We start from the raw sequence: 17,712 nt of genomic DNA, 5'->3' as shown, positions 1-17,712 counted from the left end.
GGATCTGCACAGGAACGACGGCATCTTCGCATGCCGTTTTCTTCCGCCGCGATTTGATGTGGAACCAATAAAATTATCACGCGATGCATCATTGTGAAAATAGGGGTTCGATCATCACGTTTTGTTTGCTATTTGATTGATTCGTCGCGTATATTCCGAATTCCGGCGAATCGGGGCGCAGCCTGCCCCGGCTCCCGCGCGGATGCAGCGGCGTTCCCCACACCGCTGCCGGCAACAAGAAAACGGCAGTACGCGACGCAGTACGCGATTTAACGGCCGCCCCGGCCCCTGACAGACGGTGTCCCCCATGAAAGACCAACAGCAACCGATCAGCGCGAGCGCGCACGCCCTGGTTCCCGAGGCGCAAGGTCTGTACGACCCGCAAAACGAACACGACGCGTGCGGCGTCGGCTTCGTCGCGCATATCAAGGGCAAGAAAAGCCACGCGATCATCGAGCAGGGCCTGAAGATTCTCGAGAATCTCGATCACCGCGGCGCGGTCGGCGCCGATCCGCTGATGGGCGACGGCGCGGGCATCCTGATCCAGATCCCGGACGGCTACTACCGCGAGGAAATGGCGCGGCAAGGCGTGACGCTGCCGCCTGCCGGCGAATACGGCGTCGGCATGATCTTCCTGCCGAAGGAACATGCATCGCGCCTCGCGTGCGAGCAGGAGCTCGAGCGCACCGTGAAGGCGGAAGGCCAGGTCGTGCTCGGCTGGCGCGATGTGCCGGTCGACCACGCGATGCCGATTTCGCCGACCGTGAAGGCCACCGAGCCGCTGATCCGCCAGATCTTCATCGGCCGCGGCAAGGACATCATGGTCACCGACGCGCTCGAGCGGAAGCTGTACGTGATCCGCAAGACCGCGAGCCACCGCATCCAGGCGCTGAAGCTCAAGCACGGCAAGGAATACTTCGTGCCGTCGATGTCGGCGCGCACGATCGTCTACAAGGGCCTGCTGCTCGCGGGCCAGGTCGGCGTGTACTACCGCGACCTGCAGGACGAGCGCGTCGTGTCGGCGCTGGCGCTCGTGCACCAGCGCTTCTCGACCAACACCTTCCCGGCCTGGGAACTGGCGCACCCGTACCGCCTCATCGCGCACAACGGCGAAATCAACACGGTGAAGGGCAACGTCAACTGGCTGAACGCGCGCACCGGCGCGATCGCGTCGCACGTGCTCGGCGACGATCTGCCGAAGCTGTGGCCGCTCATCTATCCGGGCCAATCCGACACCGCGTCGTTCGACAACTGCCTCGAACTGCTGCTGATGGCGGGCTACCCGCTCGTCCACGCGATGATGATGATGATTCCGGAAGCGTGGGAACAGCACACGCTGATGGACGACAACCGCCGCGCGTTCTACGAGTACCACGCCGCGATGATGGAGCCGTGGGACGGCCCCGCCGCGATTGCATTCACCGACGGCCGCCAGATCGGCGCGACGCTCGACCGTAACGGTCTGCGTCCGGCGCGCTATCTCGTCACCGACGACGATTTCGTGATCATGGCGTCGGAAGCGGGCGTGCTGCCCATTCCCGAATCGAAGATCGTCAAGAAGTGGCGTCTGCAGCCGGGCAAGATGTTCCTGATCGACATGGACCAGGGCCGCATCATCGACGACAAGGAGCTCAAGGACAACCTCGCGAACGCGAAGCCGTACAAGAGCTGGATCGACGCGGTGCGCATCAAGCTCGACGAGATCGAAGCGAAGGCCGAGGACGTCGTGACGGAGCGCCGCGAAGCGGCCGCGCTGCTCGACCGCCAGCAGGCGTTCGGCTATACGCAGGAAGACCTGAAGTTCCTGATGGCGCCGATGGCGCAGGCGGGCGAAGAAGCGGTCGGCTCGATGGGCAACGACTCGCCGCTCGCCGTCATGTCGAACAAGAACAAGACGCTGTACCACTACTTCAAGCAGCTGTTCGCGCAGGTGACGAACCCGCCGATCGACCCGATCCGCGAAAACATGGTGATGTCGCTGGTGTCGTTCGTCGGCCCGAAGCCGAACCTGCTCGACACGAACAACATCAACCCGCCGATGCGTCTCGAAGTGTCGCAGCCGGTGCTCGACTTCAAGGACATCGCGAAGATCCGCGCGATCGATCAGTACACGGGCGGCAAGTTCAGCTCGTACGAGCTGAACATCTGCTATCCGGTCGCATGGGGCAAGGAAGGCATCGAAGCGCGCCTCGCTTCGCTGTGCGCGGAAGCGGTCGACGCGGTGAAGTCCGGCTACAACATGCTGATCGTGTCGGACCGCAAGACCGACCGCGACAACGTCGCGATTCCGGCGCTGCTCGCGACCTCCGCGATTCACACGCACCTCGTCACGCAAGGTCTGCGCACGAGCACGGGTCTGGTCGTCGAAACGGGTTCGGCGCGTGAAACGCACCACTTCGCGCTGCTCGCGGGCTATGGTGCGGAAGCCGTGCACCCGTACCTCGCGATGGAAACGCTCGCGCAGCTCGCGGCCGGCCTGAAGGGCGACCTGTCGGCGGACAAGGCGATCTACAACTTCACGAAGGCGGTCGGCAAGGGCTTGCAGAAGGTCATGTCGAAGATGGGCATTTCGACGTACATGTCGTACACCGGCGCGCAGATTTTCGAAGCGGTCGGCCTCGCCGAAGACCTCGTGCTGAAGTATTTCAAGGGCACGTCGTCGCGGGTCGGCGGCATTGGTCTCTTCGACGTGGCGGAAGAAGCAATCCGTCTGCATCGCGAAGCATTCGGCAACGACCCGGTGCTCGCGACGATGCTCGACGCCGGCGGTGAATACGCGTACCGCGTGCGCGGCGAAGAACATATGTGGACGCCGGATGCGATCGCGAAGCTGCAGCACTCGGCGCGCAGCAACTCGTATCAGACGTACAAGGAATACGCGCATCTGATCAACGATCAGACGAAGCGCCACATGACGTTCCGCGGCCTGTTCGAGTTCAAGTTCGACCCGATGCGCGCGATCGCGCTCGACGAAGTCGAGTCGGCGAAGGACATCGTCAAGCGTTTTGCGACGGGCGCGATGTCGCTCGGCTCGATTTCGACCGAAGCGCATGCGACGCTCGCGGTCGCGATGAACCGGATCGGCGGCAAGTCGAACACCGGCGAAGGCGGCGAGGACGAAAAGCGCTATCGCAACGACCTGCGCGGCATCCCGATCAAGAACGGCGACACGATGAAGTCGGTGATCGGCGATGAAGTGATCGTCGACATTCCGTTGAAGGATGGCGATTCGCTGCGCTCGAAGATCAAGCAGGTCGCGTCCGGCCGCTTCGGCGTGACGGCCGAGTATCTCGCGTCGGCCGACCAGATCCAGATCAAGATGGCGCAAGGCGCGAAGCCGGGCGAAGGCGGCCAGCTGCCGGGTCACAAGGTGTCCGACTATATCGGCAAGCTGCGTTACTCGGTGCCGGGCGTCGGCCTGATTTCGCCGCCGCCGCACCACGACATCTACTCGATCGAAGACCTCGCGCAGCTGATTCACGATCTGAAGAACGTGAACCCGCCGTCGAGCATCTCGGTGAAGCTCGTGTCGGAAGCGGGTGTCGGGACGGTCGCCGCGGGTGTCGCGAAAGCGAAGGCCGATCACGTCGTGATCGCCGGCCATGACGGCGGCACCGGCGCGTCGCCGCTGTCGTCGATCAAGCATGCGGGCACGCCGTGGGAACTCGGTCTCGCGGAAACGCAGCAGACGCTGGTGCTGAACCGCCTGCGCGGCCGTATCCGCGTGCAGGCCGACGGCCAGATGAAGACCGGCCGCGACGTCGTGATCGGCGCGCTGCTCGGCGCGGACGAGTTCGGCTTCGCGACGGCGCCGCTCGTCGTCGAAGGCTGCATCATGATGCGCAAGTGCCATCTGAACACGTGCCCGGTCGGTGTTGCGACGCAAGATCCGGTGCTGCGCGCGAAGTTCAAGGGGCAGCCGGAGCACGTCGTAAATTTCTTCTTCTTTATCGCCGAGGAAGTGCGCGAGATCATGGCGCAACTGGGCGTGCGCAAGTTCGACGAGCTGATCGGCCGCTCGGATCTGCTCGACATGAAGAAGGGCATCGAGCACTGGAAGGCGAAGGGTCTTGACTTCTCGCGCGTGTTCTACCAGCCGGAAGTGCCGGCCGAAGTCGCACGCCTGCATGTCGAATCGCAGGACCACGGCCTCGACCGCGCGCTCGATCACACGCTGATCGAAAAGGCGAAGGCCGCGCTCGAAAAGGGCGAGCACGTGTCGTTTATCCAGCCGGTGCGCAACGTGAACCGCACGGTCGGCGCGATGCTGTCCGGCATGATCGCGAAGAAGTACGGTCACGACGGTTTGCCCGACGATACGGTTCATATCCAGCTGAAGGGCACCGCGGGCCAGAGCTTCGGCGCGTTCCTCGCGAAGGGCGTCACGCTCGACCTCGTCGGCGACGGCAACGACTATGTCGGCAAGGGTCTGTCGGGCGGCCGGATCATCATCCGTCCGACCAACGACTTCCGCGGCAAGTCCGAGGAAAACATCATCTGCGGCAATACGGTGATGTACGGCGCGATCGAAGGCGAGTCGTTCTTCCGCGGCGTCGCGGGCGAGCGCTTCTGCGTGCGCAACTCGGGCGCGACGGCGGTCGTCGAGGGTACCGGCGACCACGGCTGCGAATACATGACCGGCGGCTCGGTGGTCGTGCTCGGCGAGACGGGGCGCAACTTCGCGGCCGGCATGTCGGGCGGTATCGCGTATGTGTACGACCCGGACGGCACGTTCGCGAGCAAGTGCAACAAGTCGATGGTCGCGCTCGATCCGGTGCTGCAGCAGGCCGAGCAGGAACGCACGATCGACAAGGCGTTGTGGCACGCGGGCGAGACTGACGAAGTGCTGCTCAAAGGTCTGATCGAGCGTCACTTCCAGTTCACCGGCTCGCCGCGCGCCAAGGCGCTGCTCGAGAACTGGGACGCGGCGCGCCGCCAGTTCGTGAAGGTCTTCCCGACCGAGTACAAGCGCGCGCTTGGCGAGCTGGGCGCGAAGAAGGCCAGCAAGGAAGTGCTTGCGGCCTGATTCGCCGGCTCATTGAAGCGAGGCGACGTCAGCCTGTAGCAACGAAATCAATCTGCGCACCCGCCGCCTGCAGCACGACTGTGCGGCGGCGGGTTTCGCCCCCCACCGATCTGATAGACAAGAGAAGCACATGGGCAAGGCAACCGGTTTTCTCGAGTTCGAACGCCGCCACGAGGCGTACGAAGCTCCGCTCACGCGTGTGAAGCACTACAAGGAATTCGTGTCGGCGCTGACCGATGACGACGCGAAGATTCAAGGCGCGCGCTGCATGGACTGCGGCATCCCGTTCTGCAACAACGGCTGCCCGGTCAACAACATCATTCCGGACTTCAACGACCTCGTGTTCCGCCAGGACTGGAAGAGCGCGATCGAAGTCCTGCATTCGACGAACAACTTCCCGGAGTTCACGGGCCGCATCTGCCCGGCGCCGTGCGAGGCCGCGTGCACGCTCGGCATCAGCGACGACCCGGTCGGTATCAAGTCGATCGAACACGCGATCATCGACAAGGCCTGGGCTGAAGGCTGGGTTGCGCCGCAGCCGCCGAAGCACAAGACCGGCAAGAAAGTGGCGGTGGTCGGCTCGGGCCCGGCGGGACTCGCGGTCGCGCAGCAACTGGCGCGCGCCGGCCATGACGTGACGGTGTTTGAAAAGAACGACCGCATCGGCGGTCTGCTGCGCTATGGCATCCCGGACTTCAAGCTCGAGAAGTGGCTGATCGACCGCCGGATGCGTCAGATGGAAGCCGAAGGCGTGACGTTCCGCGCGAATGTGTTTATCGGCAAGGACGCGCTGCCGCCGTACATCGGCAATACTGCGAAGGAAACAATCACGCCCGACGAGCTGAAGGATCAGTTCGACGCGATCGTAATCGCGGGCGGCTCGGAAACGCCGCGCGATTTGCCGGTGCCGGGGCGCGAGCTCGCGGGTATCCACTACGCGATGGAATTTTTGCCGCAGCAGAACAAGGTCAACGCGGGCGACAAGGTCGCAGAGCAGATTCTCGCGAAAGGCAAGCATGTGATCGTGATCGGCGGCGGCGATACCGGCTCGGACTGCGTCGGTACGTCGAACCGTCACGGCGCGAAGGCGGTCACGCAATTCGAACTGCTGCCGCAGCCGCCCGAAGAAGAGAACAAGCCGCTCGTATGGCCGTACTGGCCGGTCAAGCTGCGCACGTCGTCGTCGCACGAGGAAGGCTGCGAGCGCGACTGGGCGGTGGCGACCAAGCGCTTCGAAGGCAAGAACGGCAAGGTCGAAAAGCTGATCGCCGTGCGCGTCGAGTGGAAGGACGGCAAGATGCAGGAAGTGTCGGGTTCGGAGTTCGAAATGAAGGCCGACCTCGTGCTGCTCGCGATGGGCTTTACGCAGCCGGTGTCGCCGGTGCTCGAAGGGTTCGGCGTCGACAAGGATGCGCGCGGCAACGTGCGTGCGTCGACGGAAGGCGACAAGGCGTATTACACGTCGGTCGACAAGGTGTTCACCGCGGGCGATATGCGCCGCGGGCAGTCGCTGGTGGTGTGGGCGATCCGCGAAGGGCGGCAGTGCGCGCGTTCGGTGGATGCCTTCCTGATGGGCAGCTCGGAGTTGCCGCGCTAACCGCAGGAGCGTCTCCTGATGCCGCCGGGGCTGGCAAAGCCAGGCGCCGGCGACGAAGCAAGGCTTTTGCAGGAAGAGGTGGAGACGACAACCGCAGTACAGGGAGATGACCCGAGGGACTGGATCCCAGGGCATGGCCCGCAGGCCGGGCACCCGCAAGGGTGGTCCGGCCTTTTATTTTGCGGTGCATGCGGGTGGTGATGGTGTGTGAGGCGCTTGCTGTGGTTTCGTGGCCGTGGTCACATGCGCCGCTCAGCCGCTCAGCCGCTCAGCCGCTCAGCCGCTCTCCCGCTCAGCTGCTCTCCCGCTCAGCCGTGATAACGCGCAACCGTCAGCCCATCGAGATCGATCTCCGGCCGCTTCTGCGCGACGAGATCGGCGACCACGCGTCCGGAGCCGAGCGCCATCGCCCAGCCGGTCGAGCCGTGTCCGATATTCAGCCACAGGTGATCGATACCGGACGGCCCAAGCAGCGGTGCGCCGTCGGGCGTCATCGGCCGGCGTCCGACCCAGAATTGCGCGGATGACGGCACGCTCGCGTGCGGAAACCAGTCGTCGAGCACTTTCAGCAGCGTGCGCAGCGACTGTTCGCGCAGCGTCGCTTGCCGGTCGCCGAGTTCCGCGGTGCCGGCGATGCGCAGATTGGATCCGAGCCGCGTGATTGCCGTTTTCAACGCTTCGTCCATCAGCGCGGCGCGCGGCGCTTTCCGCTCGTCGATGATCTGCAGCGTCGCCGAGTAGCCCTTTACCGGATAGAGCGGTACGCGCACGCCAAGCGGCGCAAGCAACCCGGCGCTGTCGACACCCGCGGCAACCACCACCGCGGCAGCCGTCAGCGTCTCGCTGCCGTGCGCGCTCTCGACATGCACGCCGCGCGCCGTCCCGCCGCGCACGTCGAGCGCCGTCACGCGCGTATCGAAGCGGAACCGCACGCCGCGCCGCTCGCAGATTGCGCGCAGTTCACGCGTGAACGCGGCGCAGTCGCCGGCTTCGTCATCGGGCAGATAGAGGCCCGCGGCCGGCGCCTTGCGCGCCCAGCGCAGCCCCGGTTCGATGGCCGCGCATTGTGCGCCGTTCAGTTCGCGGTGCGGGATGCCGGCGTCGCGCAGAATCGCAAGCGCGGGCTGCGCAAGCTCGACGTCGTAGGCGCTGCGAAAAAGCTGCAGATAGCCTTCGCTGCGCCCGTATTCGAACGGATGCGCGGCGCGCAATTCATGCAGGCACGCGCGGCTGTAGTACGCGATGCGCTGCATCCGCTGTTTGTTCACACGGAATCGCGCGAGCTCGCATTCGCGCAGCCAGCGGCCTATCCAGCGCCATTGCGCGGCATCGAGCGTCGGCCGGAAGATCAGCGGCGACGCGGGCCTGAACAGATATTTGAGGATTTTCGCGGGCATGCCGGGCGCGGCCCACGGCGTCGCATAGCCCGGCGCGATCACGCCTGCGTTGGCGAAACTCGTTTCGAGCGCGACGTCCGTTTCGCGTTCGATCACCGTGACGTCGCAACCGCGCTCACGCAAATAGAAAGCTGTGGCAACGCCGATCACGCCGGCGCCGAGAACGATTGTTTTCATGCTCGCGAAAGTAACATCAGACGGCAGAAGCCGCTGGCGCGAGCGATTTACCCTGGGTTTTTTTTGCGGCAGACACCGCGCCGCGATGATCACGATCCGATAGCCGACGCCCGCGATCGCGTCAATCGCGCCGACCGCTTGCACGAGCGTCATCGATTACGGCAGCGGCGTGTCGACAAGGATCGGAAACCACGAACTGGCGCCGTGACCAGGCTTGCGGCAGAAGCCTGGGCCGGAACTGCGGATCGCGCCCGAGGGTACAGCCGATCGTGTTGCACGGGCCGCGTCGAGCGGCGCATCGGGTGCGTCAAGAACGCAGCACCAGCGAGCGGGAAGGAGCGTTGCATACGCAACGAGAGGGTCGGCGTACGTCAACGGCGGGCGCGTCAGCCAGGTGACGCGCCCGCCGTCAGATGGAACCGTGCGCGCCGCGCCGCTTACGCGGCCTCGCGTTCGACCGCGTGCTCCACATACAGCGTCTGGTCGTGGAATGCTTCGAGCGTCTTGCGATGCGCGACGCTCACGATCGCCGCGTCCGCGAGCCGTTCGGTGAGCGCGGTGTAGATGGCGGCTTCGTTGTCCGGATCGAGCGCGCTCGTTGCTTCGTCGAGGAACAGGAAGTCGGGCTTTTGCAGCAGCGCGCGCGCGGCGGCGACGCGTTGCTGCTCGCCCGGCGACAGCGTGCGCTCCCAATGCGCCGATTCGGCCAGACGCTCGGCCAGTTCGGGCAGCCGGCACGCAACCAGCACGTCGCGGCACGCGTCGTCGCTGAACGTGTCGTCGACCGACGGGTAGCACAGTGCGCCCTTCAGCGTGCCGATCGGCAGATAGCTGCGCTGCGGAATGAACAGCAGCTTCGCGCCGGCCGGCGCTTCGATCGTGCCTTCGCCGAACGGCCACAGGCCCGCGAGCGCGCGCAGCAGCGTGCTCTTGCCGGCGCCGGACGGTCCGCGCACGAGCCAGCGGGACTTCGGCGCGATCCGGAACGAGCCGATCGCGGCGATCGGCTGTCCGTTCGGACGCTTCAGCATGAGGTCTTTCACGTCGAGCACCTGGGTGTCCGTCAGATGCGTGTTGATGCCGCCGTGCGCGGTGCCGTCGACCACCGATTCATGTAGATGCTGCTCGCGCATCACGCGATGGAATTCCCGCAGACGGTTGACCGTCGCGCGCCACTCGGCGAGCGAATCGTAATTATTGATGAACCATGAGAACGAATCGCTGACGGTGCCGAATGCGCTCGTCACCTGCTGGTAGACGCCGAACGAAATGCTCTTCGAAAAGTACTTCGGCGCGGCCGCGATATACGGAAATACGATCGCGAGCTGCGAGTAGCTGATCACGACGATCGACAGGCGCCGCGTGAAGCGCATCACGAGCCGCCAGTTGTCGCGGATATGGCCGAACACGCCTTGCAGCGATTTCTCTTCGGCCTCTTCGCCGCGATACAGCGCGATCTGATCGGCGTTCTCGCGAATGCGGATCAGCGAGAAACGGAAGTCCGCTTCGACGCGCTGCTGCTGATAGTTGATCGACACGAGCGGGTGGTTGACCTTGTGCGTGATCCACGAACCGATCGCCGCGTAGATGAGCGCGACCCATACCATGTAACCGGGAATCGACACTTCGGTGCCGAACACGTGGAACGCGAGCGAACCGGACAGGTTCCACAGGATCACGATGAACGAGAACAGCGTGACGGTGGTCGACAGCAGGCCGAGCGACAGGTTCAGCGTGTTGCTCGCGAGCCCTTGCAGGTCGGCGGAGACCCGCTGGTCGGGGTTGTCGGCGAGGCGATCGCGTTCGATCCGGTAGTACGCGTCGTCGCCGAGCCACTGGTTCAGGTACTTCGTCGTGAGCCATTGCCGCCAGCGGAATTCGAGCATCTGGCGAAAGTACGTGCGGTATGAACCGAGCAGGATCAACGCGAGCGCGATGACCGTGAACTGCAGCAGCGAATGCTTGAAAACCGGGTAGTTATATTGCTGGATCGCATCGAAGAAGATGCCTTGCCAGCGGTTGAACCAGACATTGGCGGCCACCATCGTCATGTTCATCGCGATGACGATCGCGAGCAGGCCCCATGCGCGCCATTTGTCCTCGGACACCCAGTAGGGCTTGATGAGACCCCACGCGGTGATGTCCGCGGAGCTGTTCGGGTTTTCGGTCATAAAGCGTCCTTTAAAGCAACTCGTCGCGGCACGCGGGGCGACACGGTGACGCGTTCGCGCTCCGGCGTACGAGGCGCGATTGTCGCGGCCGCGGCTTAACCGGAGCTTAATCGGCGCCGGGAGCCGCGGGTTCGGTGCACCGGCTGTCAATCATGGCCGGATCGGTCGCGGCTCGCGCCGCGTGTCGAACCGACCGCGTGTCGCGCATTATGTCAGATGCCGCCAGAGCGGCTCCTATCGGAATGTGCTTCGCGTTTAGCCTTCACACGGCAACGCAAGCGCGCGATGCGTCGCTACGGCCCGCACAACCTCCGGGTTTGCGCGACAGGTCTTTTATGGTCTAATGACCTGGACGAAACAGGGGTGCTTTAACGCGGACCACACGTCGCGGTGAGGCTGAGAGAGACCCTTCGCACCCGATCCGGGTAATACCGGCGCGGGAAGTTTCGAAGTCTTTCGTTTCCTGTCGGGCGGCCTTCCATCTGAAAGCCGTGCGCCCGGCCGGATCACCTGCCGCTGCGTCTACCGCCGCCGCCTCCGCGTGTTTCGTCCTTGGGTACGTGCATTTTGTTGCCGTACGGAAAGGATACGATGACCGCTCATTCTTCAGTCTTCTGTCAGGCCTGTTGTCGCACCGTTCCGCGTGTCGCGCCGCGTATTGCTGCGCTGCGCAAGGAGCGGTCGAGATGAACGCGCCTGTGATGTCAGCTTCGCGGCCTGCGTTGCAGCCCGACTCCGGCTCGCAGCACTCCGCTGCACGGGCCGGTCAGCGGCCCGATTTCGCGGTGATCGGCGGCGGCCTGTGCGGCCGGCTCGTCGCGTGGCGGCTCGCGGGCGCGGGGCATCGCGTCGCGCTGTACGAGCGCGGCGATGCAGCCGGCTCGCAATCGGCCGCGTGGGTCGCCGCGGCGATGCTCGCGCCGCTTGCCGAAGCCGCCAGCGCGGAGTTGCTGATCACCCGGCTCGGTGCGGCGTCGCTCGACAGCTGGCCGCGCATCCTTGCCGAACTGCCGCAGCCGGTGTTCTTTCAGCGCAACGGCACACTTGTCGTCTGGCATCACAGCGATCGCAGCGAGGCGCCGCTCTTCGAGCGCCGGCTGCGCGCGAATGCGCCGGCCGAACTGCTCGACGGCGGTCTGCTCGCGTTGTCCGGCGCGCAGATCAACGCGGCGGAACCGGCGCTTGCCGGCCGCTTTACGCAAGGCTGGCTGCTGCCGCATGAAGGCCAGCTCGACAACCGCCAGGTGCTCGCCGCATTGGCCGCGGGCCTCGTCGAGCGCGGCGTGGAGACGCACTGGAACACGCCGGTCGACGACCACGCATTGCCCGCCGCGCACGTGACGATCGATTGCCGCGGTCTGGGCGCGAAGCCGGTGCTGCCGACGCTGCGCGGCATTCGCGGCGAGGTCGCGCGCGTGCACGCGCCGGGCATCGGACTTGCGCGTCCGGTGCGGCTGCTGCACCCGCGCTACCCGCTGTACGTCGCGCCGAAGCAGAACGACCTGTATGTGATCGGCGCAACCGAGGTGGAAGGCGAGGACATGTCGCCGGTCAGCGTGCGTTCCGCGCTCGAGTTGCTGAGCGCCGCGTTTTCCGTGCATCCGGGCTTCGGCGAGGCACGCATTCTCGAACTGAACGCGCAGTGCCGGCCGACCTTGCCCGACCATCGTCCGGCGCTCGTGTGGGACGGTGCGCAGACGCTGCGCGTGAATGGCCTGTATCGGCACGGCTACATGATCGCGCCCGAGGTCGCGGACGAAGCGGTGCGCTTCGCGCTCGCGCTCGCCGACAACAAGCTTGCCGATGCGGATGCTTTCACGAACTGGAAGCAGGGCGCGCGCTGGAACGAGCTGTTCCATCTCGACCATCGGAACCCGCGCGATACCGTGCGCGAGCCGGCTTGAACCGGGCCTTCATCATGACCCGCGGCCCGCAATGCAGATTCGAACGTAGATTCGCGAACCAGACAGAGACAGATTCAAAGCCATCATGGACATCCAGATCAACCAGAAGCCGCTGACGTTGCCCGACGGTGCGACCGTCGCCGATGCGCTCGCCGCGTTCGGCGCTCAGCCGCCGTTCGCCGTGGCGCTCAACGGCGATTTCGTCGCGCGCAAGCAGCATGCGGCGCGCGCGCTGAATGCGGGCGACCGGCTCGACGTCGTGCATCCGGTCGCGGGCGGCTAGACCACCCGGCCTCAGCACGCCCCCGCCGCTCTTCAACCGACACCGGGCAAAGACCCAAGGCAACCGCCACAGGCAAGGACTGACCGATGACTTCCACTCATGCCGCGCCCGCCGACGCGCTCACGCTGTACGGCGAGACTTTCGCAAGCCGCGTGCTGCTCGGCACGTCGCGCTATCCGTCGCTGCAATCGCTGTCCGATTCGATCGCGGCCGCACGTCCGGGCATGGTCACCGTCGCGCTGCGCCGGCAGATGAACGAAGCCGGCGCGCAGGCGGGCTTCTTCGATCTGCTCAAGCGCCACGCGGTGCCGCTCCTGCCGAACACGGCCGGCTGCCAGAGCGTCGGCGAGGTCATCACCACCGCGCAGATGGCGCGCGAGGTATTCGAAACCGACTGGATCAAGCTCGAACTGATCGGCGACGACTACACGCTGCAGCCCGACCCGGTCGGCCTGATCGAAGCGGCCGCCAGGCTCGTGAAGGAAGGCTTCAAGGTGCTGCCGTACTGCACCGAAGATCTGGTGATCGGCCGGCGTCTGCTCGATGCCGGTTGCGAGGCGTTGATGCCATGGGGCGCGCCGATCGGCACCGGCAAGGGGCTGGTCAATCCTTACGGACTGCGCGTGCTGCGCGAGCGGCTGCCCGACGTGCCGCTGATCGTCGATGCCGGACTCGGCGTGCCGTCGCACGCGAGCCAGGTGATGGAGTGGGGCTTCGACGGCGTGCTGCTGAACACGGCGGTCTCGCAGGCCACGCATCCGGAGACGATGGCGCGTGCGTTTGCGCTCGGCGTCGAGGCCGGCCGCACCGCGTATCTCGCCGGTCCGATGGCCGAGCGCGAAGCCGCGCATGCGAGCACACCAGTGGTCGGCATGCCGTTCTGGCATCAGGACGGGAGTGCCGCAGCATGACCGGGACGCTGAAGCTCGCGGGCCGCGACCTCTTCTGGCCGCCCGCCGATGAACTGACCGAGGCGGCCGAGCGGATTCGCGCGCGCCTTGGCGACTGGCCGCCGACGCACGCGCCGTGGCGCATCTGCCTGACGCCGCCGGATGCGCCGAATGGCGGCGATCTGATCGTGATCGCCGATGAGCAGCATCAACACGAGCACATCGCGCGCTGGCAGGTGCAAGGCGCCGGCGTGATCGAAGCGGACCAGCGCGGCGCGACCTTGCATCTCGGCGGCGAGCGCTATGCGCTGGAAGGCCAGTTGGCCGAAGACTGGATCGCCGCGCTCGCCGCATTCCTCGACTGCGGTTTCGCGCCGCACGACGCATTGGTGCTCGCGCTCGCGTGGCGAGACGGCGACGAAAAGCGCGGCGACGAAAAGCACGGCGACGACGCGTGGCCGACCGATCTCGCGCGTTTCCCGCGCGTGGTTGGCTTGCCGGCAGCGCCGTCGCAGCCGTTCGCGCCGTGTCCGCACGATCTGGGCTTGTACCCGGTGCTGCCGAGCGCCGAATGGGTCGAGCGGGTGGCCGGCTTCGGAGTGAAGACAATCCAGCTGCGTCGCAAGACGGCCGGCGGCGGTGACTCACTCGCGGCCGAACTCGCGAGCGAAATTGCGCGCTCGGTCGCGGCCGGGCACAAGCACGACGCGCGTGTCTTTATCAACGACCACTGGCAGGCGGCCATCGACGCCCACGCATACGGCGTCCACCTCGGCCAGGAAGACGTGCATACCGCGGATCTCCACGCGATCGCGGCAGCGGGCCTGCGCCTCGGCCTGTCGACGCACGGCTATTACGAAATGCTGACCGCACTGCATTTCCGGCCGAGCTACCTCGCGCTCGGCGCCGTGTTCCCGACCACCACCAAGGTGATGCCGACCGCGCCACAAGGCCTCGCGCGGCTCGCGCGCTATGTGCGGCTGCTCGACGGCGTGGTGCCGCTCGTCGCGATCGGCGGTATCAGCGCCGACGTGCTGCCGGACGTGCTCGCGACCGGTGCGCGCAGCGCGGCGCTGGTGCGCGCGGTCACCGAAGCCGCCGACCCCGCGGCCGCCACTGCCGCCCTTCAAAGGTCTTTCGAAAAGTAAACGTCAGATTGCGTAAAGGGACAGAATGCATCGCGGCAGCAAATTCACGATGGCCCTATAATTCGCCTTCCGTGTAAAAGGACTGTCAGAGTTGCCTTCTTCTCCCGAGACCCTTCTCGAGCTGCGCGACGTCGACTTCGGTTACAACAGCGGGCGGCTCGTTCTGTCGAACCTGAATCTGCGCTTCGGACGCGGTCAGGTGGTGGCGGTCATGGGCGGCTCCGGGTGTGGCAAGACGACGGTGCTGCGCCTGATCGGCGGCCTCGAACGCGCGCGGCGCGGCCAGGTGCTGTTTCACGGCGAGGATATCGGCGCGCAGACGCGCGACGGCCTGTATGCGCTGCGCCGCCGGATGGGCATGCTGTTTCAGTTCGGTGCGCTCTTCACCGACATGTCGGTGTTCGAAAATGTCGCATTCGCGCTACGCGAGCACACCGATCTCCCGGAAGACCTGATTCGCGACCTCGTGCTGATGAAGCTCAACGCGGTCGGCCTGCGCGGCGCGCGCGATCTGGCGCCATCGGAGATTTCCGGCGGCATGGCGCGGCGCGTGGCGCTCGCCCGCGCGATTGCGCTCGATCCGGAACTGATCATGTACGACGAGCCGTTCGCCGGCCTCGACCCGATTTCCCTCGGCATCACCGCGAATCTGATCCGCACGCTGAACCAGGCGCTCAATGCGACGTCGATTCTCGTCACGCACGATGTGCCGGAGTCGTTCGCGATCGCGGACTACGTGTACTTCCTCGCGAACGGCGGCGTGCATGCGCAAGGCACGCCGGCCGAATTGCGCGCGTCGACGGACCCGGTCGTGCGGCAGTTTATCGACGGCGCGCCGGACGGTCCGTTCAAGTTTCACTATCCGGGCAGCACGTCGCTGGCGGCGGACTTCGGCCTTGATGACGGCCATAAGGGCGGAGCGCGCTCATGATCTCGGCAATCGGACGATCCGTTCTGGGCGGCCTCGGCACCGCCGGTTACGCGACGCGCCTGTTCGTGCGCCTCGTGCTCGAATTTTTTCCGTTGCTGCGCCGTCCCCGGCTTGTCACAAAGCAGATTCATTTTGTCGGTAACTATTCGCTGGTCATCATCGCGGTGTCGGGCCTGTTCGTCGGCTTCGTGCTGGGGCTGCAGGGTTACTACACGCTGAACCGTTACGGCTCCGAGCAGGCACTCGGCCTGCTGGTCGCGCTGTCGCTCGTGCGCGAACTCGGGCCGGTGGTGACCGCGCTGCTGTTCGCCGGGCGCGCCGGTACGTCGCTCACCGCCGAAATCGGCCTGATGAAGGCCGGCGAGCAGCTGACCGCGATGGAGATGATGGCGGTCGATCCGGTGAAGGTCGTCGTTGCGCCGCGCATGTGGGCGGGCATCATCGCGATGCCGATCCTCGCCGCCATTTTCAGCGCGGTGGGCATCTTCGGCGGCTACGTGGTGGGCGTGCTGCTGATCGGCGTCGACGCGGGCGCGTTCTGGTCGCAGATGCAAGGCGGTGTCGACGTGTGGCGCGACGTCGGCAACGGCGTGATCAAGAGCATTGTGTTTGGTTTTGCGGTGACGTTCATCGCGCTTTTCCAGGGCTACGAAGCGAAGGCGACACCTGAAGGCGTGTCGCGTGCGACGACGAAAACGGTCGTTTACGCATCGCTTGCAGTACTCGGCCTCGATTTCCTGCTGACCGCACTGATGTTCAGTTAGGTCGCGCGGTGTGCCGGATGGCGCGCGCCGGGTGCGCGCGCGTTGCGCGGCGCGCCGGTGCGGCAAGATTCAATTTGGGATGACGATGAAAAAGACTGCTCTCGACTTCTGGGTCGGCCTGTTCGTGGTGCTGGGCTTCGTTGCGCTGCTGTTTCTCGCGCTGAAGGCCGGCAACATGAGTTCGCTGTCGTTCCAGTCGACCTACCCGGTCAAGCTGAAATTCGACAATATCGGCGGCCTCAAGCCGCGCGCGCCGGTGAAGAGCGCGGGCGTGACGGTGGGCCGCGTCGCGTCGATCGGTTTCGACAGCAACGCGTACCAGGCGCTGGTCACGATCGACATCGACAAGCAGTACCAGTTTCCGAAAGACAGCTCCGCGAAAATCCTCACGTCGGGGCTCCTCGGTGAGCAATATATCGGGCTCGAGCCGGGCGGCGACACGGACATGCTGAAGGCTGGCGACACGATCGCCATGACGCAGTCCGCGATCGTGCTCGAGAACCTGATCGGACAGTTCCTGTATAGCAAGGCCGCCGATTCGGGCGCGTCGAAGCCGGCGGCGTCTGCCGCTCCGGCCACGGCCGCCCCGGCTCAACCCGCTTCGGGCGCGGCGCAATAAGGAGAACAAGAGTGCAGATCAAACCCCAGCGCGTTGCGATGATCGCGCTTGCCGCCGCGGCCCTTGCCGGCTGTTCCACCGTGCAGACGCCGAACAAGGCGGATCCGTGGGAAGGCCTCAACCGCAGCGTGTTTACGTTCAACGACAAGATCGACCAGTACGCGCTCAAGCCGGTCGCGCAGGGCTACGTGAAGATCACGCCGCAGCCGGTGCGCGACAGCGTGACGAACTTCTTCTCGAATATCGGCGACGTCTATATCGCGGCGAACAACCTGCTGCAGCTGAAGATCGCTGACGGCGTCGGCGACATCATGCGGATCGTGATCAACACGGTATTCGGCGTCGGCGGCCTGTTCGACGTCGCGACGATCGCGAAGCTGCCGAAGCACGACAACGACCTCGGGCTGACGCTCGGCCACTATGGCGTGCCGGCAGGTCCGTACCTCGTGCTGCCGCTGTTCGGCCCGAGCACGGTGCGCGATGCGGTCGGGTACATCGGCAACTACTTTGCGAGTCCGATCACGTATATCGATTCGGACGCGGTCAGCTGGAGCCTGTGGGGCGTGAACCTGATCAACACGCGCGCGAACCTGCTGAGCGCGAGCGACGTGCTGGAAGGCGCCGCGCTCGACAAGTATTCGTTCGTGCGCAACGCTTATCTGCAGCGTCGCCAATATCTGCTGACCGGCGGCACCAGCGGCGCGCTGCCGAACTATGGCGAAGGCGCCCCGCCGCCGAACTACGATCAGGACGGCGCGGCCGCAGGTGCGGCAGGCGCCGTGCCCGGCGGCGGCGCGGTGCCGCC

Annotated in this window: 12 protein-coding genes and 1 riboswitch; of the genes, 10 read left to right on the top strand and 2 right to left on the bottom strand. The window is 65.5% G+C overall.

Going from position 1 to position 17,712, the window contains the following annotated elements:
• Positions 1 to 307 precede the first annotated feature (307 nt).
• Both HV675_RS20310 and HV675_RS20305 read left to right on the top strand, forming a co-directional pair.
• Complete coding sequence (locus tag HV675_RS20310) at positions 308 to 5,026, top strand: glutamate synthase-related protein (protein WP_175112907.1); 4,719 nt, start codon at positions 308 to 310, stop codon at positions 5,024 to 5,026.
• Positions 5,027 to 5,156: 130 nt separating this feature from the next.
• The gene (locus HV675_RS20305; protein ID WP_175112906.1) at positions 5,157 to 6,623 is read left to right on the top strand and encodes a glutamate synthase subunit beta; all 1,467 of its coding nucleotides are present in this window, start codon (positions 5,157 to 5,159) and stop codon (positions 6,621 to 6,623) included.
• Positions 6,624 to 6,931: 308 nt separating this feature from the next.
• Here HV675_RS20305 and HV675_RS20300 read toward each other — a convergent pair whose 3' ends face one another.
• Positions 6,932 to 8,197, bottom strand: a complete 1,266-nt coding sequence (locus HV675_RS20300) for a D-amino acid dehydrogenase (RefSeq protein WP_175112905.1) — start codon at positions 8,195 to 8,197, stop codon at positions 6,932 to 6,934.
• Positions 8,198 to 8,634: 437 nt separating this feature from the next.
• Complete coding sequence (locus HV675_RS20295; RefSeq protein WP_175112904.1) at positions 8,635 to 10,368, bottom strand: ABC transporter ATP-binding protein/permease; 1,734 nt, start codon at positions 10,366 to 10,368, stop codon at positions 8,635 to 8,637.
• Between the two features lie 349 nt (positions 10,369 to 10,717).
• A riboswitch (TPP riboswitch) is annotated at positions 10,718 to 10,828 on the top strand.
• Between the two features lie 241 nt (positions 10,829 to 11,069).
• On the opposite strand from HV675_RS20295, the gene HV675_RS20290 reads away from it, so the two are divergent.
• The 8 genes from HV675_RS20290 to HV675_RS20255 form a co-directional block, all read left to right on the top strand.
• A complete protein-coding gene (locus tag HV675_RS20290; protein WP_175112960.1) occupies positions 11,070 to 12,272 on the top strand; it encodes an FAD-dependent oxidoreductase in 1,203 nt (400 codons plus the stop codon).
• A gap of 85 nt (positions 12,273 to 12,357) precedes the next feature.
• On the top strand, positions 12,358 to 12,555 hold the full coding sequence (gene thiS, locus HV675_RS20285) for a sulfur carrier protein ThiS (protein ID WP_175112903.1): 198 nt from the start codon (positions 12,358 to 12,360) through the stop codon (positions 12,553 to 12,555).
• Positions 12,556 to 12,641: 86 nt separating this feature from the next.
• Positions 12,642 to 13,466, top strand: coding sequence for a thiazole synthase (locus HV675_RS20280; protein WP_175112902.1), 825 nt, complete (start codon positions 12,642 to 12,644; stop codon positions 13,464 to 13,466).
• The gene (thiE, locus tag HV675_RS20275; RefSeq protein ID WP_175112901.1) at positions 13,463 to 14,593 is read left to right on the top strand and encodes a thiamine phosphate synthase; all 1,131 of its coding nucleotides are present in this window, start codon (positions 13,463 to 13,465) and stop codon (positions 14,591 to 14,593) included. Before HV675_RS20280 ends, thiE begins: the two co-directional genes overlap by 4 nt.
• A gap of 91 nt (positions 14,594 to 14,684) precedes the next feature.
• Positions 14,685 to 15,524: an ABC transporter ATP-binding protein gene (locus tag HV675_RS20270; protein WP_175112900.1), complete on the top strand. Its 840-nt coding sequence runs from the start codon at positions 14,685 to 14,687 to the stop codon at positions 15,522 to 15,524.
• On the top strand, positions 15,521 to 16,288 hold the full coding sequence (mlaE, locus tag HV675_RS20265; protein ID WP_175112899.1) for a lipid asymmetry maintenance ABC transporter permease subunit MlaE: 768 nt from the start codon (positions 15,521 to 15,523) through the stop codon (positions 16,286 to 16,288). The genes HV675_RS20270 and mlaE overlap by 4 nt, the downstream gene beginning before the upstream one ends.
• Before the next feature lie 85 nt (positions 16,289 to 16,373).
• Positions 16,374 to 16,907, top strand: a complete 534-nt coding sequence (gene mlaD, locus HV675_RS20260) for an outer membrane lipid asymmetry maintenance protein MlaD (RefSeq protein WP_217478189.1) — start codon at positions 16,374 to 16,376, stop codon at positions 16,905 to 16,907.
• 38 nt (positions 16,908 to 16,945) lie between these two features.
• The coding region (locus HV675_RS20255) for an MlaA family lipoprotein (RefSeq protein ID WP_175112959.1) at positions 16,946 to 17,712 on the top strand (767 nt) is incomplete at its 3' end.

The organism is Paraburkholderia solisilvae, from assembly GCF_902859875.1.
GTDB classification, from domain to species: Bacteria; Pseudomonadota; Gammaproteobacteria; order Burkholderiales; family Burkholderiaceae; genus Paraburkholderia; species Paraburkholderia solisilvae.
The sequence above is the reverse complement of the archived record's forward strand: the minus strand, read 5'-3'. Positions and strand labels throughout refer to the sequence as shown.